We start from the raw sequence: 25,578 nt of genomic DNA on the forward strand, positions 1-25,578 counted from the left end.
ATGTTGATTATCTAATTGACTGATTGGTAGGTTAATGTTGATTAATTATTAATAATTCTAATTAGGGTTAAAAATTGATAAACACTTGCTAAAATATGCCTCATGTTGAAGAGCATTCCTTATTATCTTCGGAATAATTGTCTAAATAACATTTAACCATTATGAAGAAACCAAATATTATGCTCGTCATCCTATTTTCCTGTATACAGGTTTTATTTGCTCAAAATAAAATCCAGTTAAACGGGGAAGTAGTCAATACGACAGGGGAGAAATTATCGGGAGTGACAATTTCTCTAAGCAACTCCAACCAAAAGTTCATGACCGATGAAAATGGTTCATTTTCTTTCGAATATGTTCCAGGAACGGAGTTAACAATTAATTCCTTAGGATTTGCCACACAGCAAGTCACCTTGACAAATCAAACCACTTTGAGAATCGTGTTGATAGAATCTGAGGAAAACCTTGAACAGATTGTCGTGGTAGGATATGGTACCCAAAGAAAAGGGGAGACGACCGGTTCGGTGGCCAGTGTCAAATCTGAAAGCTTTAACCAAGGAGCTGTAAAGGATGCAGGTCAATTGATCCAAGGTAAAGTTGCAGGTTTGAGAATTACGACTCCGAGCGGTGATCCCAACGGCTCTACCCAAATCAACTTAAGAGGTTTGAACTCTATCCAAGGTGCGGTAAATCCTCTTGTTATTATAGATGGGGTACCAGGCGACTTGAATTCGGTTGCCCCGGAAGATATTGAGTCGGTGGATGTCATGAAAGATGGCTCTGCGGCAGCTATTTATGGTACGCGAGCTACGGGAGGTGTTATTTTTATTACGACGAAACAAAACCGTTCCACCGATGGCAGAACGACCATCGAATATAACAATTATGCATCACTTCAAACCTTATTTAGGGTTCCCGAACTGATGAATGCCGATGATTATAGAAGGTTGATCGGAGAAGGACAAAATTACACTGATTTGGGGCACAGTACCAATTGGGTAGATGAAGTGACTCAAAACCCTTTCTCCCATAATCACAACCTTTCCCTATTTGGAGGCAATGCTAGAACCAATTTCACAGGAACCGTAAATTTTCGCGATTGGAACGGTGTATTGTTGAAAAGTGGTCAACAGCGATTAAATGCTAGAGCCGATTTAAACCACGAAATGTTTGACGGAAAACTAAGGAGCAGAATCCAGATTATCAGCAACAGCATCAAAGCTTTGCAAGGCGGAAGTTCTGCATATATGTGGAGGCAAGCATTAATTAGAAACCCAACAGACAAGATCTACAACGATGAAGGCAAATGGCAAGAGAACAACGCTTATATGTACGACAATCCATTGGGGATGATCAACGAAACGGTCAATGACCGAATATTCAGAGAAACGAGAATGAATGGATCCTTGGATTACCGGCCTATTGAATCTTTGAGCTTCAAAGCCATGTTCTCTAGGGTTCAGGATAATGATTTAACCGGTACATCAACATCATTTGATCATGTTAATACCACTAAAAATAACCTGAATGGTACTGCTAGCCGATTTACCCAAGCGGGTGTGGAAAATCTAATGGAATTGACCGGAAATTTCAACAAATCTTTTGGAGACCATCACTTCGCAGTTCTGGGTGGGTACAGTTGGCAACGTAATACTTTCGAAAACTTCAGTGCCTATAATTATAATTTCCCAACAGATCAATACAGCTATAATTCCTTGGAATCTGGTATGGCATTAAAAGAAGGTTTGGCGACCATGGATAGCTATAAACAAGAATCAACTTTAGTTGGCTTTTTTGGAAGGTTGACCTATAACTACAAAGAGAAATACATGGCTATGTTGAGTTTGAGGAGAGAAGGATCCAGCACATTTGGAGAAAACAACAAATGGGGTAATTTTCCAGCAGTTTCCATAGGATGGGACATCGCAAAAGAAGATTTCTTGCTGGATCAACCTGCTATAAACCAACTAAAACTGAGAGCTGGATATGGGGTGACCGGAACCATTGCAGGTTCACCATACAACTCCCAGATCAGCTATAATTATACCTTCGATCAAGGAGCCTATATCAACGGGGAATGGGTTCCTGGATTCGTGCCTGCCCGTAACTTCAACCCAGACTTGAGATGGGAAAGGAAAAATGAATTCAATGTCGGCTTAGACTACAGTTTAGCGAACAACCGGATTTACGGTTCCTTGGATTATTACAACAGAAGGGTAAAAGACCTATTGTACTGGTTTGAAGTACCTGTGCCTCCGTATTTGACTTCGACCATGTTTATCAATGCTGGCGAAATGAGCAACAGTGGATTCGAGGCTTTGGTAAATGCTGATGTGTTGAACAAAGAAGGAGGGGTGAAATGGAAAACGGGCGTTGTCTTTTCTACCAATAAAAATAAATTGATCAACCTATCCAATGACAGATTTGGAGTAACCCAAGAGTTTTTTGATGCTGGCTATACCGGCGAACCCATTCAAACCTTTACACACCGTGTAGAAGTAGGGCGGAGCATAGGTGATTTCTATGTATGGAAAACTGTAGGCTTAGATGACGATGGGAAATGGTTGGTGGAATCCCAAAATGGGGAAATCATTCCAATCCAAGATGCAAGTGTGGAAGATAGGCAATACTACGGAAACGGAATCCCAGATTTCAATTTAGGATGGAACAACAATTTCCAATACAAAAACATTGATCTAACCATAAACTGGAGGGGTGCATTCGGACATCAGATCCTTAATATGCCTAGAATGTATTATGAAAATCCAGTCAACAAAGCATACAATGTTTTGAAAACCGCATACGACCCAATCGATGGTAAATTATTGAACAATGATTTAGTATATGTTTCGCATTACATCGAAGATGCAGATTATTTCAAACTTGATAATTTAACCTTGGGCTATACCTTCAGACCACAATTGATCAAAGGTATCAGTAACCTTCGGATCTATGTTTCCGGTTTGAATCTAGTCACATTTACCAAATACAAAGGTTTAGATCCTGAGGCTACAAGTTATGAAGGAGAATTTCAGTTTGCACCGGGAATTGAGCACAGGGACCGATATCCAACTACGCGGACCTATACCATCGGATTGAATGTTAAATTCTAAGAATATCACAAATCACATTCAGAGTTTGTATCAATTAAACTAAATCAAAATGAAGAATTTAAAATTAAAAAACATATTGCTCCTCAGCGGTTTATTCGGTTCGACTATGACGTTCAATGCCTGTACCGATTTGAATGAGGAAGTGTACTCTGAGGTTTTGGGTAGCACTGTGGATCCCAAGGAAAGAGATCTGCCCTTTATTGTGGCACCAACCTATAGTTCCTTCAGGTCCTTGATGTTTGGCTGGCAGGGTTATTTCGACCTTCAGGAGGAAAGTGCCGACCATATCATCACTCCAGTCCGACCAAACGGATGGGATGATGGTGGAACTTACAGAAGGATGCACCAACACATGTGGACCACCGAACAATGGCAACCTTATAATACTTGGAATCAAGCCTACGCAACCATTACCAAAGTAAATATGGTGATTATGCAGATTGAAGATGGCCTATTGGCATTACCAGAAGAAACTGGAAAAGATGCCATTGCAGAATTGCGGGCCACTCGTGCATTAGCCTACTATCTTTTGTTGGACAATCACGGAAATGTGCCAATTGTCACTGATTATCGAGATGATAGCCTACCTCAACAAAAGACGAGAAAGGAATTGTATGATTTTGTGATCAAGGAACTGGAAGAAGTCATTCCTATGCTTTCTGAAGAGGTAAGTTCGATGTATGGCCGAATCAATGTTTGGGCAGCAAAGACCTTACTGGCCAAGATCTATCTGAATGCAGAGGTTTATATCGGAGTAGCGCAATGGGAAAAGGTCATCAAAGAGACCAATGATATTATCGCGAGCAATGAATATAGGCTGGACGATGATTACAAGAATGTATTCTCCCATACTAACCAAAACTCTCCTGAAATAATATTTTCTGTGCCTTATGATGAAGTCTATGGGTTCGGGAATCAAATCCACATGAAAACCTTAGATCCATTGAGCAGGCTAGTTTATGGCATGGCTGCAGGGCCATGGGGCGGGAACTGTGCCGTGCCACAGTTTATCGATTCTTATGACAAGGATGATACTCGCTTGTATGACACTTGGATCCAAGGACCTCAATTGAATGCCAGCACCGGAGCTGAAGTAATCAACTATGTGAAACAAGTACCTGGAATTGGAGGAGATGGAACAGTAGCGGCTTCAAATGCAGGTTTTAGGATCGGAAAATATGCGATTAAACAGGGTGCTACCAATAATTTGGATAATGATTATCCGATGTTTCGCTATGCCGATGTCTTGATGATGAAGGCAGAAGCTTTGCTTAGGACCAATAAAGCCAACGAAGCCGCAGTTTTAGTGAGCCAAGTTCGAGCTAGGTCCTTTAAGGATAATCCTGCTAAAGCCCAGGTTACCGGTGCCCAATTGTTATTGGGCAGTAATTACAATTATGGCTGGCAAGAAAAGAACAATACGGTTTCTGGAGCAAATGGGGGAGCAGATGTAAAGTATGGAAGATTTCTAGATGAGCTGGGCTGGGAATTCGCTGCTGAGGCAAGAAGGAGACAAGATATTATCCGCTTCGGGGTGTTTCAGTCTAAATCATGGTTTAACCATAAACCACATACGAATGCACAGTCAAGAACCCTTTTCCCAATACCAAATGCAGAGATTACCAAGAACCCAAATCTTAAGCAAAATCCTGGTTATTAGTTAAAGTTAAATATAAGTTCGGCCCATCTCATTCCATTGAGATGGGTTTTTTATTGATTCTGGTCATCTGTTTATCCATTTCCTTAGCACGAATTCATTTCCTGTTAAAAAATGTCAAAAAACCGGTCCTTTGCCCTTAAAAACCACCATTATTTTCTATTTTATGAGAACATCGAAAATAAAAACTATGAAATGTCCAAATTGTAATGAAATATTATTGATGACAGAACGCCATCAAGTCGAGATAGATTATTGTCCTAATTGTCGGGGCGTGTGGTTGGATAAAGGCGAGTTGGATAAGCTAATGGAATATGCCTCCAACCAAACGCAAGCAAGGGATCCGAGAGACTATGATCGTCAAAATTCCTATCAGCAGGACCAGCGCGAAGAATACCGTGACGATAGATATGAAAGAGACCATCGAGACCATCGGGATTATCGTGGCCAAAACCAGAAATATCCGCGGAAGAAGAAATCCTTCTTATCTGATTTTTTTGACTTTGATTAAGGGTTGATTGGAAAAAAAAGATCTTTAAGGCAGTCGTTTTGAATAGACATTACGACTGCCTTTTTATATAAATAATACCCTGTTAGCCTAATAATTAGGCTAAATCTCTGCTCAGTTCCTTAGCTGTATCGATTCCCCCTTGATACAAAAAAGGATACTCTAGCGTATGCAAGAACCTGTGTTTCAATTCGTCATTTTCAATTATCAGCGTATTTTGGCTCTTCGAGCATTTAACCAATAATCTTTCCTCATCCCGCATTATAGAGAAGGAATAAAACTCATTGCTTTCAGTTCTTACAGCATGATACAAGGTCCAAACCTGGTTAATGTTAGATAGTTTAACATTTTGGTTTAGCCAAACGTTAAAGTCTGTGGTTTCCATGATGTTAGTGTGATAGGGCGAATGTAGATATTAAATTGAATTTTACATTACGGTTTCCCGTAAATACATATCAATTTTACATTTATTACCGATTATGGATACCGGTTTTTCTTTCTATTGTTGATTTTCGATTAAATTATGATTATATGGCCTGTTAGATTGTATTAGATTTTATTTTGTAACTTAAACTTGCAAAAACACCTATACCTACCAATATGAAAAGAATTTACTTCCTAGTTTTTATTCTTCTTATGGCTATTGGTTCCCAAGCCCAAGAAAAGTTAGTGCCTTTGGGAGACCCATTCATTATGCTTTATCATGGAACTTATTATGCCTACGGCACCAATGCTGCGAATGGCATTCAAGTCTATACCTCAAATGATCTCCAGGAATGGTCCCAAGAGTCTAATCTCGCCCTCAAATCTGAGGATTCCTGGGGCGGTAAATGGTTCTGGGCGCCAGAAGTATATTACATTAAGGAAAAGAAGAAATTCTTCATGTATTACTCTGCCAATGAGCATATCTGTGTCGCAAGTTCCAATTCTCCTTTGGGACCCTTTGTCCAAGAGAAAAAGGCTCCCATGCTGCCAAATGAAAAAGCAATTGACAATTCCCTTTTTATCGATTCCGATGGCAAACCCTATTTATATTTCGATCGCTTCAACGATGGCTTGAACATTTGGGTCTCCAAGCTCCAAGATGACCTATTGACCATTGATACCAATAGTATGAAACCCTGTATCCATGTTTCCCAAGACTGGGAGACCGTTTGGCCGCGTGTTAATGAAGGCTCATTCGTAATTCAACATAAAGGACTATATTACATGACCTATTCTGCCAATAGTTATGAAAGTCAACATTACGGAATTGGTTTTGCTACTTCCAAATCTGTCGAAGGACCGTGGACAAAGTATGATAAAAATCCCATCTTCCAGATGCCTGAAGACTTAGTAGGAGTAGGGCATAGTGCGATGTTCCGGGATAAAGAAGGGAAATTACGAATTGTGTTCCATGCCCATCATTCCAAAGAAAAGATTCATCCACGAGCGATGTACATCGCAACAGTTGATTTTAGTAAGGATAAGTTACCGGTGATGCAGATTACAGGAAAAGTCCTGCGCCCCAAGCTGAAATAGAGGGAAACAGCAAAAACAATAATAAAAATCTTTAGCTAGGCAGCTTTTAATGTTTCAGACTCAATAAACTCTTTATTCTTGATAAATATAAACTGTAACTGGATATTCACTATAAAGCTTATAATCAAAATAATAATCTTTCAGTGCCAAAAAATCTATTAATTCTTGGCTTGCCTTGGGTTCTCCTTTTAGTATGATGGGATCCAAAAATTCATCGTATAAGAAAATGTAGGAAAGAACAATTTTATGTTCAGACAAATTAGGTTTTTCTTTGCTAGCCTTGACCTCTTGATTCTGGGGGTCAATGGAAAAATAATCGATTCTGTTAACCTCAAAATCAAAGGCTTTTGTGTTTAAGAAATCTTCTTTAAATAATGTATCGGTTTCAAAATATTCAGTTACAAGATAACCCGATTCTATAGTGGGATGCCATTTTCTTAATTTTTTAAGGTCTATCAAATCGGCAAGATTATTCTTGTTCATAAAAATCATTTCTCCAGATGATGTTATCTTGAACTGGATTTTTTGCCCCCAGTCGTACTGGTCTAATATGCTGCTATCCATGTTTTCCTCCATCATAGCAAAAATTATTTTTTTAAATTCATTAATTCCACCTGGATAACTGGCTAGAGCGTTATATTCTCCAAACACATATAATTGTTCAAAGCCATATTTGACATAAACCTTATTTCTTATTGAATCCTTGTAAAAATGATAGGAGTATAAATAGTTTTTTTCAAGGTCAGATTTTATAGAATCAATACCCGCAATGATCCCTAGTTGATAGCTGTGAACATTTTGCGAAACGGAGACTTCGTATGATTTATTGGAATCCGTAAAAATTACAATAGAAGCGGTACTGTCAGGTTTTATGCCTTTTGATATCAATTTTTCAAACTTTGCTTGTAATCTTTCAGCTGCTTGCTGATCCTGCGAAAAAACCTGGCTCATGCCAAGCATAAAGACAATCATTAAAATTTGTATCCTCATAAAGCAATATTATTTGTAATAGACATAAACACGACCAGGAAAGTGGGAGAGAAAACTGGGATGTTCCATCCCATTAGATTTTATGAAATTTATTAGTTCGGTAGCATTTTTTGTAGTTCCTTTAATTAAGTGAGGTTCAAATAATCCCTTTGCATTTACAAAGGAAACAATGGTTTGAAAATTTCCTTCTGCTATCAAAGCATCACTTATTATTATAGGATAACCTTTAAAGGAAGGGTACAAAACATCATAACTATAAAGCTCAATTCTATATTGATTCTCAAAAAGGAACTTCACTTTATTTATCGGTTCAGATGTGAAATATTGTGGAACAGGACGGCCGTATTTAATAGCAGGTTGCCATTTCTTGATTTTAGTACTATCAACAAGGTCAATAAGATTATTATCCTCTATAAATTTCAACTTGCCACTTTTGTCAACCATAAAAGAAATAGCTTTGTTCCAATCGTAATAATCAATTTGATCCTTGTCCAGATTAGCCGATATCTCAGTATGCAAAACGTTTAGAAAGGCATTAATGCCCCTAGGATAGCTGGCTGGAATATCTTCGACTACAAAAATACCTGCCTCCTCGATCATATAATTTGAAAATGTTCTTTCACTGATAGAATCCCTAAAGAAATATAATTCATATAATTTGTTTTTGGCTAATGAATCTTTTTTGGATTGCATAATTAATTTTACCTGTTGGCTGTCTACTAAATTTCTATCATAATTTTGGTAGAATTGAACTTGATTTAAACTGTCCAGCTTAATGATCAGCATATGCTTCCTATCTTTTTCAAGAACCTGATGGACAATTGGATTTAATTCACGCTCCAAGTTTTCCATGAAGGAATGGCTTTGTGAAAAGCATACACTTGTCAGGAGATTAAAGAAAATAATGGTCAGTGCTTTCATAATTAAATGATGCAAAACGATGGTCGATTGCATATTATTTTGGCAAAATCTTTTAATAATCCTTATCTTCTCACTAATCTAAATTCAAAATCAAATAAATAATCGATCTACCGAAAACATGTTTAGTAAAAAGATACTGCCCATTCTATTCTTATTAATTGCTTTTAGCTCAGCATATGCACAGCAAAAACCTAATATTATCATCTTTATGGTCGATGATATGGGCTGGCAGGACACATCATATCCTTTTGCCGATCAGGCAACCGAATTTAATAAAAGTTATCATACGCCAAATATGGTACGGCTAGCCAAGGAAGGGCTAGCATTCACCGATGCTTACAGTACGCCTGTCTGCACACCAACTAGAGTTAGTCTGATTACCGGAATGAATGCCAGTCGACATCACGTCACCAATTGGACGTCTCCTTTTAAAGATAAACCAACAGGCAACCAAGATGAACAAATGGAAGAGCCTGAATGGAACCATAATGGAATGAGCCCCATTCCTAATATCTCCAACACGATCTATGCTGATGCATTGCCACAGATCTTAAAGGACAACGGTTATTTCACTATACAAGCGGGAAAGGCCCATTGGGGATCAGCTGGAACGCCTGGTTCTAACCCATATTCCTTAGGTTTTACGGTCAATATCGCAGGAACATCTACCGGTAGACCTGCCAGTTATTGGGGCGAAGAAAATTTTGGACGCACCGGCAAGGATTACCATGGAATAGAGAATTTGCAAGAGTATTTTGGCGAGGATATCAACCTGACAGAAGCCTTAACCCGCGAAGCGCTCAAGAGTTTGGATTATCCGATCCAGCATAAAACTCCATTTTTTCTCAATCTCTGTCACTATGCTCTGCATGACCCTTTAATGGAAGACCGTCGTTATTTTCAGAAATACTTAGATCAAGGCTTATCCCAGAACGAAGCCAAATATGCTTCCATGATTGAGAGCATGGACAAAAGCCTTGGCGATGTGTTGGACTTTTTAGAACAGCGTAAAATCAAGGACAATACCTACATTATCTTTATTTCAGATAACGGTGGCTTAAGCACTGTTCCTCCTCGAGATGGAATTGCACATACCCATAACAAGCCTTTGCGCTCTGGCAAGGGATCTATTTACGAAGGCGGAATACGGGTTCCTTTAATCATAAAAGGCTTAAACAAGGATGCAAAAAATAAGCGTACTGGAGTTCCAGTAATTGTAGAGGATCTCTTTCCAACCGTATTAGAGATGGCTCAGCTCAAGAAAGTACAGACCGTACAGCAAGTTGATGGTATCAGTAATTTAGCCCTTCTAAAAAATCCGTCTACAACCCGAGCTGACCGTGCCTTGATTTTCCATATTCCCAATAAATGGACAAAATCAGATGGCGATGGATTTAATTATCGTTCGGCAATCCGAAAAGGAAAATATAAGCTGGTTTGGTCTCTAAGGAATGATAGCTATGAATTGTTTGACCTTGAGCAGGACCTAGGCGAACAGCATAATATTATCCAGCAAAATGGAATGAATAAGATCGCAGAAGAATTAAAGGCTGAGCTCAAGGCTACCCTAGAAAAAAATAAGGCTCCTATGCCTAAAAAGAAGGGGTAATGATGAAGCAAAAACGGAGTTCGATAAATCGAACTCCGTTTTTGTATAACACAAAATAATTCTGCCCTTTTAGGGCAATAGGACGTAAAAAAGCTATCTTTTCCATCGTCATCCTGACGCAGGAAGGATCTCGGAACTATACAAATTGATATGTATTGGCGAACAGGTCATCCATCTTCGATGGACGATGATAGCTGGTTATGGGACATTTACGTACAGATACTTTGTTACTTTTGAAGCCCAAAAGTAACCAAAAGGCTTCGGCCCATTTAAGGTGGCTTTTCGCACGGGCTCCCACACATGGATAGAATGCCTTGTTGTCGGGAATATCTTTCAGAAGATCATCCCTTTTGATGGGATGATCTTCTGAAAGCATTCCAAGGCCAATCCCATCACACAGGCATCGGCATTTTATCCATTTTTCCGCCACTGGAAATGAGCCGGATGCTAAAGGACTTCCTTCGGAAGGATAAATGTTTGTTAATTTTCCGACCCCTCCTTGAGATGACATCTTTATAGAAAATCAGATTGTAAAGCGAATAACCCCTTTTGGGGTTCCATTATTTTAGCAGACATGGCACGTTAGCCTGGAGGTCGCGCAAAAACGATGTTCGATTAATCGAACATCGTTTTTGCATTAACCCTTTATAGTTCAATACCATTTCTAAAATAATACTGCCCTGGAAGGGCAGTATGTCGCAAAAGGAGATTTTTCTGGGAAATAAATATGGGTCTAAATACCTAAAAACACAGATTTAACAAACTTGTTCATTGGTACGCAGGAAGGATCTCGGAACTATACAAAGCATGATTGAATTGGCGTACAGTTCCTAAATCTTCGATTTAGGATGACAAAATCTAGTGTAGAGAACCGTACAGATTCTTCACTCATCGTTCAGAATTGGAAATGTCTTAGAGAGGGATTCAGAGCACAGCGAAGAATCTATTTTTTATTTTTTTAAGGGATAGTTGTCATCTCGAATCGTAAGATGAGAGAACCATTTTTTATTGTTTTATTGTCGTAATGGGGATTCGTAGAAAAATATTTCACCCCCGCAGGGGGTTTTCTACCTTCACAAACATCAACCCTTTGGGAAACCCAACAGGGTGACACTGCGAATAAAAAGCCTTTTGTTTACTTTTCCGCGAAAAAGTAAACAAAACCTACTTACTAGCCTCCAGCTGAATTGTTTTACCGTTTTTCTCCTTCTTGCCTTTTGCCAGTTTCTTGGAAAGATCCTCAGCCTCTGAAATAATATTATTGATATAATGCACTTTTTCTTCCATGACCTCGGGTTCCAAAGTAAAACCTAACTTCGTCATATTTACGGACAAACCAACCAATAGGGCATTGATGCGGTAAGCCAGGGTCTGGAAATGTGCTATATCCGCTTTAAGATATTTTCCTTTAAGGGGTTCTTTGGCAAATTGGTCAAGGGAATCATAGGATTGTGCCAATGAAGCCTGGGTAGACTTCCTAAGGAGTCTCAAATCATAATAATTCAGGTTGCCGGTTTGGTAGCTCTCTTCAATTTTATGCAAATAAGATTTGAAATGTTGGAGCAAGGCGTTGGTGCTTTGTTCGACAGTTCGGTAATGGTTGATTGGAATAGCAAGGCAACCTAGAACTGCAAAGATTGAACCCAGTAGGGTAAATGCAAAGCGACTGCCTAATAGGTCCTGGATATTGCCTTCATGGATATGCTGTCCTAACAAGATGGTAATGGTGATAAAAATCACACAGACCAAATAATTGGGCTTGTTGAAAAGCAGGAATAAATAAAGACAAAACGCAGCAATGGCAATCAATACCCAAGCATTTTTTATATACACTAGCAATAATAGACTTATTGCAATGCCGATAACAGAACCGACAATACGTTCGTAATTTCTTTTTTGGGTATTGGTATAACTAGGTCTTGCCACCAAGATGATGGTCAACAAGATCCAAGATGCATAGCGATATTCGGGAAGGAAATAACCTATCAGTCCTCCTGCCATCAGAAGGGCAGCCATGCGGACTGCATAAGAGAAGATCGGAGATTTAAAGCTTAGGTTCTGCAGGATTGTTTTGATGTTGCTCTTAGGAGCCACAAAATCTGCGTAATTCTTGCTCTCCACCAAGGTAATGTCTTGATAGATCTCTTTGGCTTGGATCTTTTGCAAGATGTCGGCCACGTGCCGTAATTGCGTGCTGATGGAACAGATCAAGATCCATTTCTCAGGGGAAGCATCAGCCTCCTCCGTTTCCAATTGCAAGAGAAGCTCCTCTAGTTTATATCTTTTGGTGAATTTGTTTAGCCCGATCTTTTGACTGGAAATAGTCAATCTTTTGGTTTCCTTGGACAGGAGATACAAGGATTGTCGGATCAACTTCAGCGTGTTTCCACCTTTTAAGGTCTCTCGGATATGTTCGTAGTCATTGTCAATGGCCATCAACAATTCATAGAGATCGACTAATTGGTATAGTTTGGCGAGCCATATTTTGCTCTCCAGGTCTGCTTCCGAATGCAGTTTTTTATCCCGAAGGAGAATGGATCGGATAGCTTCCAATTGATCGCTTAATTTCGTGTGCAACGCACTTAATTCCTTATATGCCTTTGGTAAAGATTCCTTTTCATCATAGCAGGCAATTTTTAAGCGGATCACTTGAGCCATGGTCTTCAAACCGCCATCTACAGCATATCGCAAGGAACGATGTGGATTCAGGTAGACTTGAATGATACAGACTGCAAAAAAGAATAAGGCTCCTGCGGTAACCGAAAGACTAAAGCTGATCGGATCATCAGGTCTTAGGCCAATCGTGAAACTGGCAACGATTAGCCCTAGGTTTCCGACTACATTTACCCGAAAGCCTAACAAGGCAATAATGGTATAAATAAAGCCATAGATCCCTAGAAGTGGAACAACTACCCAAGACTGATGGAAAAGGGCAGTGGAAATGCTGAGTGCTGTAATAAAGAAAATCGGAAGACAATAAGCCGCAGTACTTAATTTGTCGGTTTTGTTTCCAGGCACATCGGTCAATGCCGCTAGGAGGGCTCCAACCGCAAAAGCTACCGCAATGGCACCATCAATAAAGAAAAAGATGAAAAAACTGGGAACTAAAACGACTAAGATGTTTCGAAGTGCATCTAGACTTGATTCGGTCTTTAAAAATGATAATAACCTCGAAAATAAAGCTGCAACCAATATTTTATAATTGAATTAATTTATTACAGCGCAAAAATAATGATTCCAATCGGTTTTTGAAATATGATATGGAGTAAAATTTTTCTGACAAAATATTATTTTAGTTTTTCTAGTTTTTATTTAGTTTAATTTTGTTCTATTTTTTTATTTATTTTCTGTTTTTAGAAACTTGTAGACCATTCCAAGTAGAAAATACTGCCTTAAGGTTGTAGTCGAATTGAAATAGGTACTGTTCGAAGAAGTTCCAAAATAATTGGATACGTTTTGGTTTAAAATATCAAATGCGGACAATTTTAATTCACCTTTTTTTAATATGGGGTAATAGATGGATGCATTGACGATATGTAGGTTTTGCCGCTGGTTATTGATGCCGACCACTTGGTTCTTAATGGTATATGAGCTTTCCAATCTGAAATTCTTGATATTGTTCAATAATAATGTAGCTCCATATTGCTTTGAATTATTGTTCATGTCCTTGAAGTTTTCAGAATCGAACTTAAACTTGGTGTTATTGCTGTTGAATTCAAACATAGGGGTAAAGGTGAAGGCATTTTTATAGGTTAGGGTCATTGTGTTATTGAAATTACTATAAAAGCCTGATGCAATATTTTCCTCTGTATTCACCTTGCTGTAGGTGTCCTGAAGTATTCCGTAGCCGAAAGAATTGAAATTCAAATTCCAGTTTTTGTTTTGGAATATTGTTTTTGAAAAGGAAACATAGAAGTTTTTTACCTCGGTAGGTCCAGCTTGATAAAACTGACCACTGCTAAAGCTGGTCTGGATATCATAAGTACTGGAATGGGCGATGCTATTGGAGTTCTTGGAAAATCCGCCTGATAGATGGAGGTTGATTTTTGATTTTGCGAAGAACTTATTGTAATAAACCCTGTAGTTTTCCTTTAGATTGTTTTCGAAAAATGGACTTGCCATTCGAAGGTAATTTGGTGTTAAATCTGATTTTACGGTTACAATGGAATAAAACCTGGGCGTTTCTAGCTCCTTATAATAGTTGAAATTTAGACCTTTATAGGAGAGGTTTACATCCGGGAGCCAATTGGATTCTTGCGTATTTCTATTTTCCAATTTTTGATAATAGTCAAAATGGTTGGAAAAAGAACCCCATTTGAGGCCAAAGGAAATGGGTAGGTTTTTTATTATTTTCAGGTTCCATTTCGTTCCAACAATATAATTTTTATTCAGCAAACCCTTGTTGTTAGCGACGTCATTCCGGCTTTGAAGGATATCTGAATTTACGCTGTTTAGAATATCTTCTGTGGAGGTTTCTTCATTTAAGTTCTGATGTCCAAAAACATCAAAATTGACCTTTTTGCCAAGTGGAACCTGTAAATTGACTTTATGAGATAAAGTAAAAGTACTTGTATTGTTGTTTTGTTGGCGAACCTGATGAAATACGCTGTCATTCAATAAATAAAATCTAGAAATGGAATTACTAGCGTCATAATCTTCGCTATTTTCGTTCGAGATCCCCTGATTTATGGAAATTAACCATTTGTTTTTAAATTTCTTTTCTGCATAAAGATTATGACCATAATTAAAGCCCTTTTTTGAATCTTCATTCTGATATTCTCCCTGAGTTACCTTTTGCAAGTTGTTTCGCCAACTTTCACCATTTGCATTAGAAGTGGATTTCCCTCGATTGCCAGATAGGGAAGGAGAAAAGGTCACTTGGGAAGTGGTATCGATATGATATCTCAGAAACCCTCTTAACTCATGTGTGAACCTTGAATTATTGGAATTATCCGTGTTACTCAGCTGTTCTGCAATCTCGTTATAAAAGGAATTTACTTCGTTTCGACTATCGTAATTATAATCATGCTGTACATAGTTGTACATCAGGTTGACCTTCAGTTTTTTCTTGATATCATAGTTGATATTTACACCTGCAGAGATTTGGTTCATTAAACCGTTTGTGCCATAGCTAGCATAGTTTTGATTTTCAGCCCGATTCATCCCGCCATGTTCATTGAGTTCAGAATAATCAAATCCTTGTCGGTTAATATTGTTGGCAAAACCGATAAAACTGACCTGCAAGGTATCCCTGAACGTATTGATCAATGCTCCAGCCTCATATCGATCCCGCGTGGCTGCCCCTCCATAGAGCTTGCCGAAATTGGCCTTTAAAAACTCTCTTTTCATCTTTAGGTTTAGGACTATCGGTAATTGGCTATCGTCTAAAATCTCCCTTTTTGATTCCCCTTTATCCTTGATGATCTGGACCACGTCGATTAAAGAAGCATCCAAATTTCGGGTCGCTATTTTCAGGTCTTGGGCAAAAAAATCTTTGTTGTTTACCCGGACACTTTGAACCTGCCGACCTTGATAATAGATTGTCCCATCAGCGTTTACCTGTAGCCCTGGTAACAAACTGATCAATTCCTCCACATTTGCATTAGGTCTCGTCTTGAAATAGCTGGCTTTATATTCCAAGGTATCCCCATTTAATCGGATCGGTGGAACAGCCGTAATTTCAATTTCCTCGATAAAATTCCCTTTCATGATGATACTGTCCATTTTTAACTTTTCATTGGGTTTTAAGTTGATTTTCTTTTGAAAAGCCGAACTGTTGACATGAGAAATGAAGAAGGTCAATTCTTTATTGGTCGGAATCCTGACCAATTCAAACTCTCCCTTGTCATTGGTCAACGCATAGGTAACAACCAAGGAATCCTGTTCGGAAACTAGGGAAACGGTCGCTTTTTCTAAGGGCTTAAGTTCGGAATCAAAGACCTTTCCTTTAATGGCAGCATTATTTTGTGCTTGCACAAAACTGATCATGGATACAAGAAAAATAAGGAGGTAAATTTTCTGCATAAAGGTTAATAAAAGTTAGTTAACCTAAATTAGATTATTTTTTTTGACTAATATTTCCCGTACACAGGATTTAACATTATTTAGCTGTTTCAGGCAAATGGTGGTAAGTTATAAAACGAAAGCCCCAACATCTGTTGAGGCTTTACTTTCATTTGATAGATAGATGTGAACTTAAATTTTGTATAAAACTTGGTGAGTTTTATCAATAGTTCGTGTAATCTTTAAGCTGGAATCATACCATGTGGGTCGATTACATATTTCCGTGCTGCTCCTTTGTCGAAATCTGCATAACCTTGCGGTGCTTCATTCAAACTGATCACCTGAACATTTACGGCATCGGCAATTTTGATCTTATCATATAGAATAGCGTTCATCAATTGGCGATGGTACTTCATGACAGGACATTGTCCTGTGTGAAAGCAATGTGATTTTGCCCAGCCCAAACCAAACCTGATCTTTAGGTTCCCTTGTTTAGCTGCTCCATCTACCGCTCCTGGATCTTCCGTTACGTAAAGTCCCGGGATTCCGATCGCTCCACCAGCACCTGCAACATAGACTACCGAACCTGGACCTACGCCTGCAGATACTGCACCGTGAAAGCCCGTAGGGAAGATGTCAGACAACATCGTCAGATCGCGGATATATTCCATCGCCTGTTCATTGTCTGGAAATTTCAACAGATTAAAATCTGCATAAGGTACCATGACATATTCTGCCTGGCCACCAACCCAACCGCCCATATCTACATAGCCATAGGCAGCACCCGGACGTGAAGGGTTTACATTTAGACAGATCCCTGTCTTTCCCTCTTTACAGTTTCGGCATCTTCCGCAGGCAATATTGAAGGGAACAGAAACAATGTCACCAACATTGATGAATTCTACATCCCTTCCTTTCTCGACCACCTGACCTGTAATTTCATGGCCTAAGACCAATCCTGCGGAGGCTGTTGTCCTGCCTCGGACCATATGCTGGTCGGATCCACAAATATTGGTCGAAACGATCTTAAGGATAACCCCATGTTCACACTTGCGGTCTCCCAAGGCCAATTTCGGATAATCTATTTCCTGTACCTGGACCTCACCGGGTCCCATATAAACAACACCGTGATTTTGACACATAATAAATAGCTTTAATTAAAAATTGTGGTTTTATTAATCTGCATTATACAGCAGAAGCACCTGCAGCAGCAACCGCATGGTCATCCTCAACGGTACTGCCACTTACGCCCACCGCACCGATAATCTTGCCGCTGGCGTCCTTGATGACAACCCCGCCTGGGAAAGTAATCAAGCCATTATTGGAATGCTCGATGTTATAAAGGGAACCTCCAGGTTGTGATAACTTGCCGATTTCTCCCGTATCCATATTAAAGTATCGAGCAGTTCTCGCTTTCTTCTGTGAAATATCAATAGAACCCAACCAGGCATCATCCATCTTGTTGAAGGCAACTAAATTAGTCCCCGAATCGACAACGGCAATATTCATTTTTACTCCTAATTCCTCAGATTTTTTTAGGGCTGCATCTACAACTTTTCTTGCTTGTTCTAATGTGATGTTACTCATAGCTTATGTTTTTTAAGTTTATAAACATAAAGTTATTCCATAATGGTCTGGATTTGTATAAGTATAGTTTCATTAAGTATTACGATAGTTCCAAAAAATAAATTTAACTTTAGGCTATAGGTAATCCTCCAATACAAATGAACAATACCATTGACTTACTGTCCTTACAGACTCCCGAACACCTACGAAGTGGTCAGGAACACCAAACTCGCTTTGATTGTGGCGAATTTGAAGTCAATATATTTGAAACCTTTCAATCGTCGACCAAAGTCAAGATTACCTATAAAGGGCTCTCTATTTCCAGTATGATCCGTGGGTTCAAAACGGTATATACCAAAAAAGGAGAGAGTTTTAAGTTCCTGCCCGGAACTTCTTTGATCTTACCTGAAGGGGAAACTATCTATGCTGATTTTCCAGAAGCAGACCTGAAAAATCCCGTACAATGTGCGACTATTCTAATAGGAAAGGATTCCCTAGAGAACCAACTCAAGTTCCTGAATGACAATTATCCTGAAAATGAAACCTGGAAACTGGATTTCTCTAATTTCCACTTTAATAACAATCCTGGATTGGTACGTGCTTTCAATGAATTGCTCCAAGTAGCCACCCAACAAGATCCGAATATCACTTTGAGCGATCTATTGCTCAAGTCACTCTTGATCAGGATCATGGAGTCCCAAAAAGAACATGCAAAGGAACAAAATAGCCTGACCGCCAATAGCCAGTTGCATGTAATCAAAAACTATATCCGCGAAAATCTGGGACAGACCCTGAATACGGAATTACTGATGAAGATTGGTAACTGTAGCAAGAGTACACTGCACCGCATGTTTGAAGCGTATTGTGGAAAGACTCCCGGTGCCTATATTTTGCAGGAAAGGATGCTCAATGCACGAAACCTACTCCTACAAGCTGATTCCAATGTTTCTGAAGTTGCCTATAAAACTGGCTTCAGTTCCTTGAGCTATTTCGTAAAACAGTTTAAAGCTTTCCATAACTGTACCCCTGGAGATTTCATCAAGAAATTTGGGAAATAAACCAACTTTTTTTAAAAGTTTAACCTTCTTGCTGGGTTTTGTTTTGACCTGTAAAGCAAGGGTCGAAGCATGCTCGGATTTTCGGAACTGTTTCATACTAAATTGTTTATTAAAAAAATGAAAGATTTGTTGAAAAAGAATATGCAATTCTTAGGTTTAGTGCATCCTATATAAAAGGAAAGTTGAGCTAGTGCTGGCTTCTAACTTAAAATATATATGATTTTTAACTATGTACATGGATTGAAAATTGTATTTTTAGTTTAGTATCCTTGGAGTGTAAAGCAATTTCAATAACCAACATTCGATCTAATCCAATAGTTATGAGTGAAAAATTCTTAATTGATGAACAGACCTTACAAGATATACAGCTTAGAGATAGGCATAGCCGTACCATTTTAGAATTCTTTGATCATACCATTACTGACGGTGGGATGTTCCATTTAATGGATATTTTCTATAATCCTGTTTTGGATGTGGCTGTCATCAAGGACCGGCAGATGAAGATCCGTCGTTTAGAACCTGTGGCTGATCAGGATTTTCTGTTTTACAGGGTGATTGTGAAAGATTTGGAAAAATATGTCAAATCCTCTCACTCTGGCCGTGCGGCTTCCCTGACCTTGATGGATTTTATCGGTGTAAGAAGTCCTGCTTATTATTATAAGAAGAGGTCTATTCAGGAAGCATGCGACTTTATGATTAAGTGCCGCGACTATTATATGCAGATCAACAAGGATATACAATATCCCGATGTGGAAGAGATCCTTCAATTAATCGAGGATTGCCTTTCCATGATTTTCAAAAAGAAGAAATATGATGCCGATAAATTGCGGATCAATATCTTCAACATCGAGAATTTTGACAAGATGGTCCGTTATACCTTGGCACCAAAGATCAAGAAGATCATTACGTTCTTTTATGAGATCGATGCTTTCTTGTCTGTTGCAAAAGTATCCAAGGCGCATGGATTTTGCTATCCCGAGGTCTATCCCAAAAATCAGACTGGCGTAATAGAGATGAAAGGTGTATATCATATCTTCCATAAACAACCCGTAAAGAATGATGTGAGAATGGCTAGGGATAAAAAGATCTGGTTTTTGACTGGAGCTAACATGGCCGGTAAATCATCCATCATCAAAACGATTTCGTCAGCACTTTATTTGACCCATATTGGTTTCCCAGTTCCTGCAGATTCCATCAAGACTGATTTAATCGATGGCGTCTTTACCAGTATAAACCTTCAAGATAATCTAGAAATGGGCTATAGCCATTTTTATGTGGAGGCGATGCGTTTAAAAACAATTGTGGACCAATTGCCTAAGGATTCCAATGCGGTTATCATTTTGGATGAGCTGTTTAAAGGTACCAACCACAGTGACGCTTCCAACGCGATATTAAAGGTGTTGCAGAATTTAGCCGAAGTGGATGGGCCCTATGTTATCGTATCTTCCCATATCACGGAGCTGTCTAAGGAACTTGAGCATATTCCATCTGTTGGTTTCTTTAAGATGAATATTGAAAGCGATCCTGAAGGCTTGCCTATTTTTACCTATAAGATCAAGGAGGGAGTTGCAGAAGAAAAATTGGGCATGTGGCTGTTGAAGAAGAGTGGTGCATTTGACTCCATTGATAAGATCAAGAATACCGAGACAACAGCTTCTTAATGAGTTATAAAAGGCCTACAAACGAGGTAACATAATTATTTCAGAAAAAACACCTTCAAATATCATGGAGGTGTTTTTTATTCGTTAAATTTAGAGTAACTTATTCCCAAGGCATTTGCTGATCGGCAGCTCAATGCTTGAATAAACCTAAATCATAGCTGTATGAAAAGATTCATTCCGAGATTCGAAATGCTAGCCCTTCTGGCGGTTCTTTCCTTTCTGTTTTTTTCCTGTACGGGACAATCTAAACCTGTGGAAAATAAGCTGGAGGAAGCTGAAAATATGGAAGTAGGCGTAGGTCTGTATTCATTTAATCGATTCCCTTTTGAAAAATCAGTCGAAATGGCAAAAGGAACCCATGCCCAAAAAGTGGAAGGTTTTTCCTTTCATAATTTAGGGGGTCGGTTCGGGGGGAAAGTTATAGCAAACCTATCAGATGAAGAACTCTCGATGATGAAAGGCATTTTGGATAGCAATCAGGTTCAGATGGTTTCCATGTATGCCGATGGAAAAACGATAGAAGACTGGGAACAATTATTTAAGCAAGGCCAAAAGTTGGGCTTACAGTTTTTGGTTGGGGAACCTGATCCATTGTTACTAGATAAAATCAATGAATTGGCAGGACAATATAAGCTATCCTTGGCCATTCATGAGCATGCCAAAGGATTGAGTCGCTATTGGCATCCCGACAGTGCGATGGCAGCCGTAGAAGGACGAGAGCATCTCAAAATCTGTGCAGATATTGGTCATTGGGTACGAAGCGGACTCGATCCAGTGGAATGCTTGCAAAAAGTAGAGCACAAATTATTGAGCTTGCATGTCAAAGATCTGGATGGTATTGGGAATATGGAGGCGAAAGACGTGGCCATAGGAGCAGGAGTGATAGATTATGATAAAGTATTTGCTGAATTAAAGCGTCAGGATTTTTCTGGAGAAATCTTTATTGAATGTGAGCATAATTGGGATAATAATTTTGAGGAAGTAAAAGAATCCGTAAATTATATGAGGCAAAAAGCTAAATAAACCTATTGATAACAATAAGCTACGACATATGAAACTAAGAAGCAAAGAATGGTTTGCTAGAAAAGGCAAGGATGGCTTTATCTATCGTGCATGGATGAAGAACCAAGGTATTCCAGCAGATATGTTTGAAGGAAAGCCTGTAATAGGCATCTGTAATACATGGTCAGAACTGACGCCATGCAATGCCCATCTACGTGATTTGGCAGAAGCAGTTAAAAAAGGCGTTCTGGAAGCAGGAGGGTTTCCGCTTGAGTTTCCGGTGATGTCCTTGGGGGAAACCTTGATGAAGCCAACCGCTATGTTGTTCAGGAACCTCGCCAGTATGGACGTCGAAGAATCCATCCGTGCGAATCCGATGGATGGAGTTGTGTTATTGGTAGGCTGTGACAAGACAACACCCTCATTGGTGATGGGAGCCTGTAGTGTGGATCTTCCGAGCATTGTGGTTTCAGGTGGAGCCATGTTGACCGGTAAATTTAGAGGTAAGGATATCGGGACCAGTGATGTTTGGCGATTTGCAGATGACTCTAAAAAAGGACTGGTTTCTGAAGAAGAGATGAATATGGCCGAAGCAGGGATGTGCCGTAGTATTGGCCACTGTGCAGTCATGGGAACAGCGTCAACCATGGCCGGAATGGTAGAATCCTTAGGCATTACCTTAGCAGGCAATGCGGCAATACCTGCCGCAGATTCCAGAAGAAAGGTGTTAGCTAGGATGTCGGGAAGAAGGATTGTTGAAATGGTCAAGGAAAACCTGAAATTATCCGATGTCCTGAAACGCGAAGCTTTTGAGAATGCGATCAAGGTGAATGCCGCTATTGGTGGTTCTACCAATTTTGCTATTCACTTGATGGCCATTGCTGGTAGGATTGGCGTGGACTTGAACCTGGAAGATTTTGATCATTTCTCGAAAGATATTCCCTTGGTTGCCAATCTACAACCTTCGGGACAGTATTTCATGGAAGACCTGTATTATGCGGGCGGTATACCGGCTGTGATGAACAGTATCAAAGGTTCATTGCATGCTGATATTTTAACGGTCAGTGGAAAGACCGTTGCCGAGAATATACAAGACCAAAAGAGCCTGAACGATGATGTGATCTCGACGAAAGAAAACCCATTCAATCCTATTTCAGGTATAGTAGTCCTCAAGGGGAACCTCTGTGAGAATGGGGCTGTTTTGAAACCTTCAGCTGCAACACCTGAATTGATGAAGCATACGGGGAAAGCTGTTGTTTTTGAAGATATTGAAGATTATAAGAAAAGGATAGATTCGGATGATCTCGATGTCGATGCCAATTCGGTTTTAGTCCTGAAAAATGTAGGTCCAAAGGGCTATCCGGGCATGCCTGAGGTTGGCAATATGGGGATTCCAAAGAAGTTGCTCGATGTCGGAGTGACGGATATGGTCAGGATATCGGACGGGCGTATGAGTGGTACCGGTTTTGGTACGGTGGTTTTGCATGTGTCTCCTGAATCTGCCATAGGGGGTACCTTGGCTTTGGTTCAAAATGGGGACCTGATCGAGTTGGATGTGGAAGCTAGGAAATTGAATCTATTGCTAGATGATGCAGAATTGGATAGTAGAAGGAAAAATTTAAAATTAAATCTCAATCAATTTACCCGTGGGTATTGTAAGTTATATGTGGACCATGTGGAGCAGGCTCATTTAGGAGCAGATCTGGACTTTCTAAAAGGAGGTTCTGGTAGTGAGGTGCTTCGAGATTCCCATTAACAGGGGTTAAAAGAAATTATATGGAACAAAAAAGATTTGTAAATAAAACTGCAATCGTTACGGGAGCTGGTAAAGGCATTGGCTTTGAAATAGCTAAAAGTTTGATTTTGGAAGGGGCTACCGTAATTTTAAATGATGTAGATCCAGATTTGTGTGATGAAGCTACCGCCAAACTCAATGAAATCGGCACCTGTTATTCCTTTGCAGGCGATGTGTCTGAAGCTAGCTTTAACAAGGACCTTGTTGACTTTGCAGTATCAAAGACGGGGACTTTAGATGTGGTAATGGCCAATGCTGGTATTACCTTGTTTGGGAGCTTCCTGGAGTATAAGGCGGAAGATTTATATAAAGTGCTACAGGTCAATATTGGTGGCACTTTCTTTTTGGCCCAAGCTGCCGGTAAATATTTTATTGAACAAAAGAAGAGAGGTAGCATTCTGTTTACTTCTTCGGTGACAGGGCATCAGGCCCATAAGGAGCTTGCAGCCTATGGAATGACCAAAGCTGCGGTAGAATTATTGGCGAAACACTTGGTCTTGGAGCTCTCCCCTTATGGGATCAATGTCAATGCCGTAGCCCCAGGGGCAACCTTGACCGAAAGGACCATGGAGGATCCGGAATATAAAAAGACCTGGGCTCATTTGACACCAATTGGTTCTGCGGCATATCCAAGCGATATTGCGCAGACAGCACTCTTCCTGGTCAGTGAACAGGCAAGACATATTACGGGACAGACGATAGTGGTAGATGGTGGTTGGTCTGCTGTAAGTCCATCCCCATTTTGAGAATGAAAATAGGTTATGAAAATAAATTCAGTGTAAAAGTTAAAAACAGATTGATTATGGAAAACAGAAAGTTGAGGATGGGCATGATCGGCGGGGGACAAGGGTCTTTTATTGGTGCAGTACATCGTTCTGCAGCCTTATTGGATGGGAAGATTGATTTGGTGTGCGGAGCATTCAGTTCGCGGCCAGAGGTTTCTGCCCAATCCGGAAAAGATTTGGCCTTGCCGGCAGACCGTGTTTATTCTTCTTTTCAAGAAATGATCGAAAAGGAAAAGGAATTGCCCGAGGATATCAGGATGGATTTCGTTTCCATAGTAACACCCAACCATGCCCATTTTGAACCAGCTGTGCTCGCTCTGAGAAATGGTTTCCATGTCGTAATCGATAAACCGGTAACATTTACCTTAGAAGAAGCTAAGGCCTTGGCAAAAGTAGTGGAAGAAACGGGCTTAATGTTAGCCCTGACCCACACTTATGTGGGGTACCCCATGGTTAAACAAGCCAAAGACTTAGTTGAAAAAGGTTTGATAGGCAAGATCCGCAAGGTTTTTGTGGAATATCCGCAAGGTTGGTTGACCAAGGGGATAGAGAATTCTGGCAGTGTGCAGGCAGCATGGCGTACTGACCCGCAAAGAAGTGGGAAAAGTGGATGTATGGGTGATATTGGAACCCATGCGGCACATTTGGCAGAACATATTTCTGGTTTGAAAATAACACATCTATGTGCCAATTTGAATATTTATGGAACTGATCGCGTCATCGATGATGACGGTGATGTCCTGTTGAAATTTGAGGATGGCGCCACGGGTGTATTAAGTGCATCGCAGGTGGCTACTGGTGAAGAAAATGCGTTGAAAATCCGCATTTATGGGGAAAAGGCAGGATTGGAATGGAGACAGGAAGAGCCTAATTCCCTGTTTGTCAAATGGGATAATCAACCGATTCAGATTTATAGGACTGGCGGGAACCAGGTATATCAGATGTGCGAGGCAACTGGAGCATTCACCAGAACTCCAACAGGACATCCAGAAGGCTATATTGAAGCTTTTGCCAATATCTACCAATCTTTTGCAGCTCGATTGTTACAAAAGATCACAGGCAGCCATGCAGAAATCGCTTTTCCAGCTTATCCAGATATTGAAGAAGGTATTCGAGGTATGTTATTTATTGATCGGGTTTTGGAATCCAATGAGTCCGAAGCAAAATGGACAGCATTTTAATACAAAAAACTCATCATTTGATGAGTTTTTTCTTTTTATTGCCCGTTTTTCCGCTTAAAATAATAAGCCAAAAATATATCATAAAAACATGAATTATTTCATTGTATTTTAGCGGATTAATTATTAATTTTTAGTCTGAAATATAATCTTAAATTATTAAATAATTTCTATAATAAAAATTTTATAAATTATTAATAATCAGTTTGTTGTC

The 25,578-nt window shown here is 39.5% G+C and carries 18 protein-coding genes; 11 read left to right on the forward strand and 7 right to left on the reverse strand.

Annotated elements, in window-relative coordinates; all coding sequences use genetic code 11:
- Positions 1-161 precede the first annotated feature (161 nt).
- The 4 genes from ACWIB3_RS05530 to ACWIB3_RS05545 all read left to right on the forward strand — a co-directional run bounded on the left by ACWIB3_RS05530 (position 162) and on the right by ACWIB3_RS05545 (position 6,796).
- Positions 162-3,110, forward strand: a complete 2,949-nt coding sequence (locus tag ACWIB3_RS05530; RefSeq protein ID WP_454291108.1) for a SusC/RagA family TonB-linked outer membrane protein — start codon at positions 162-164, stop codon at positions 3,108-3,110.
- Positions 3,111-3,159: 49 nt separating this feature from the next.
- The gene (locus tag ACWIB3_RS05535) at positions 3,160-4,770 is read left to right on the forward strand and encodes a RagB/SusD family nutrient uptake outer membrane protein (protein WP_454291109.1); all 1,611 of its coding nucleotides are present in this window, start codon (positions 3,160-3,162) and stop codon (positions 4,768-4,770) included.
- Between the two features lie 187 nt (positions 4,771-4,957).
- Positions 4,958-5,278: a TFIIB-type zinc ribbon-containing protein gene (locus tag ACWIB3_RS05540; RefSeq protein ID WP_454291110.1), complete on the forward strand. Its 321-nt coding sequence runs from the start codon at positions 4,958-4,960 to the stop codon at positions 5,276-5,278.
- 597 nt (positions 5,279-5,875) lie between these two features.
- On the forward strand, positions 5,876-6,796 hold the full coding sequence (locus ACWIB3_RS05545; protein ID WP_454291111.1) for a glycoside hydrolase family 43 protein: 921 nt from the start codon (positions 5,876-5,878) through the stop codon (positions 6,794-6,796).
- A 72-nt stretch (positions 6,797-6,868) separates the two neighbouring features.
- Here the strand turns inward: ACWIB3_RS05545 and ACWIB3_RS05550 are convergent, their stop codons facing one another.
- A complete protein-coding gene (locus ACWIB3_RS05550; RefSeq protein WP_454291112.1) occupies positions 6,869-7,786 on the reverse strand; it encodes a hypothetical protein in 918 nt (305 codons plus the stop codon).
- A 9-nt stretch (positions 7,787-7,795) separates the two neighbouring features.
- Positions 7,796-8,638: a hypothetical protein gene (locus tag ACWIB3_RS05555; protein WP_454291113.1), complete on the reverse strand. Its 843-nt coding sequence runs from the start codon at positions 8,636-8,638 to the stop codon at positions 7,796-7,798.
- 187 nt (positions 8,639-8,825) lie between these two features.
- On the opposite strand from ACWIB3_RS05555, the gene ACWIB3_RS05560 reads away from it, so the two are divergent.
- A complete protein-coding gene (locus tag ACWIB3_RS05560) occupies positions 8,826-10,316 on the forward strand; it encodes a sulfatase (RefSeq protein ID WP_454291114.1) in 1,491 nt (496 codons plus the stop codon).
- 136 nt (positions 10,317-10,452) lie between these two features.
- Here the strand turns inward: ACWIB3_RS05560 and ACWIB3_RS05565 are convergent, their stop codons facing one another.
- The 5 genes from ACWIB3_RS05565 to ACWIB3_RS05585 all read right to left on the reverse strand — a co-directional run bounded on the left by ACWIB3_RS05565 (position 10,453) and on the right by ACWIB3_RS05585 (position 17,906).
- Positions 10,453-10,827 (reverse strand): hypothetical protein, encoded by a 375-nt coding sequence (locus ACWIB3_RS05565; protein ID WP_454291115.1) that lies wholly within the window; start codon positions 10,825-10,827, stop codon positions 10,453-10,455.
- 653 nt (positions 10,828-11,480) lie between these two features.
- On the reverse strand, positions 11,481-13,508 hold the full coding sequence (locus tag ACWIB3_RS05570; RefSeq protein WP_454291116.1) for an FUSC family membrane protein: 2,028 nt from the start codon (positions 13,506-13,508) through the stop codon (positions 11,481-11,483).
- 144 nt (positions 13,509-13,652) lie between these two features.
- A complete protein-coding gene (locus tag ACWIB3_RS05575; RefSeq protein WP_454291117.1) occupies positions 13,653-16,340 on the reverse strand; it encodes a hypothetical protein in 2,688 nt (895 codons plus the stop codon).
- A gap of 221 nt (positions 16,341-16,561) precedes the next feature.
- Positions 16,562-17,461: an alcohol dehydrogenase catalytic domain-containing protein gene (locus tag ACWIB3_RS05580; protein WP_454291118.1), complete on the reverse strand. Its 900-nt coding sequence runs from the start codon at positions 17,459-17,461 to the stop codon at positions 16,562-16,564.
- A gap of 43 nt (positions 17,462-17,504) precedes the next feature.
- On the reverse strand, positions 17,505-17,906 hold the full coding sequence (locus ACWIB3_RS05585; RefSeq protein WP_185211557.1) for a GlcG/HbpS family heme-binding protein: 402 nt from the start codon (positions 17,904-17,906) through the stop codon (positions 17,505-17,507).
- A 137-nt stretch (positions 17,907-18,043) separates the two neighbouring features.
- Here ACWIB3_RS05585 and ACWIB3_RS05590 point away from each other — a divergent pair, with 137 nt between their 5' ends.
- The 6 genes from ACWIB3_RS05590 (at position 18,044) to ACWIB3_RS05615 (ending at position 25,367) form a co-directional block, all read left to right on the forward strand.
- Positions 18,044-18,943, forward strand: a complete 900-nt coding sequence (locus ACWIB3_RS05590; RefSeq protein ID WP_454291119.1) for a helix-turn-helix domain-containing protein — start codon at positions 18,044-18,046, stop codon at positions 18,941-18,943.
- A gap of 320 nt (positions 18,944-19,263) precedes the next feature.
- On the forward strand, positions 19,264-20,604 hold the full coding sequence (locus tag ACWIB3_RS05595) for a MutS-related protein (protein ID WP_185211559.1): 1,341 nt from the start codon (positions 19,264-19,266) through the stop codon (positions 20,602-20,604).
- Positions 20,605-20,766: 162 nt separating this feature from the next.
- Positions 20,767-21,627: a sugar phosphate isomerase/epimerase family protein gene (locus tag ACWIB3_RS05600; protein WP_454291120.1), complete on the forward strand. Its 861-nt coding sequence runs from the start codon at positions 20,767-20,769 to the stop codon at positions 21,625-21,627.
- 28 nt (positions 21,628-21,655) lie between these two features.
- On the forward strand, positions 21,656-23,362 hold the full coding sequence (locus tag ACWIB3_RS05605) for an IlvD/Edd family dehydratase (RefSeq protein WP_454291121.1): 1,707 nt from the start codon (positions 21,656-21,658) through the stop codon (positions 23,360-23,362).
- A gap of 20 nt (positions 23,363-23,382) precedes the next feature.
- Positions 23,383-24,147 (forward strand): SDR family NAD(P)-dependent oxidoreductase, encoded by a 765-nt coding sequence (locus tag ACWIB3_RS05610; RefSeq protein WP_185211562.1) that lies wholly within the window; start codon positions 23,383-23,385, stop codon positions 24,145-24,147.
- A gap of 56 nt (positions 24,148-24,203) precedes the next feature.
- Complete coding sequence (locus ACWIB3_RS05615; RefSeq protein WP_454291122.1) at positions 24,204-25,367, forward strand: Gfo/Idh/MocA family protein; 1,164 nt, start codon at positions 24,204-24,206, stop codon at positions 25,365-25,367.
- Positions 25,368-25,578: the final 211 nt, after the last annotated feature.

It is taken from the genome of Sphingobacterium sp. NPDC055431, from assembly GCF_053644255.1.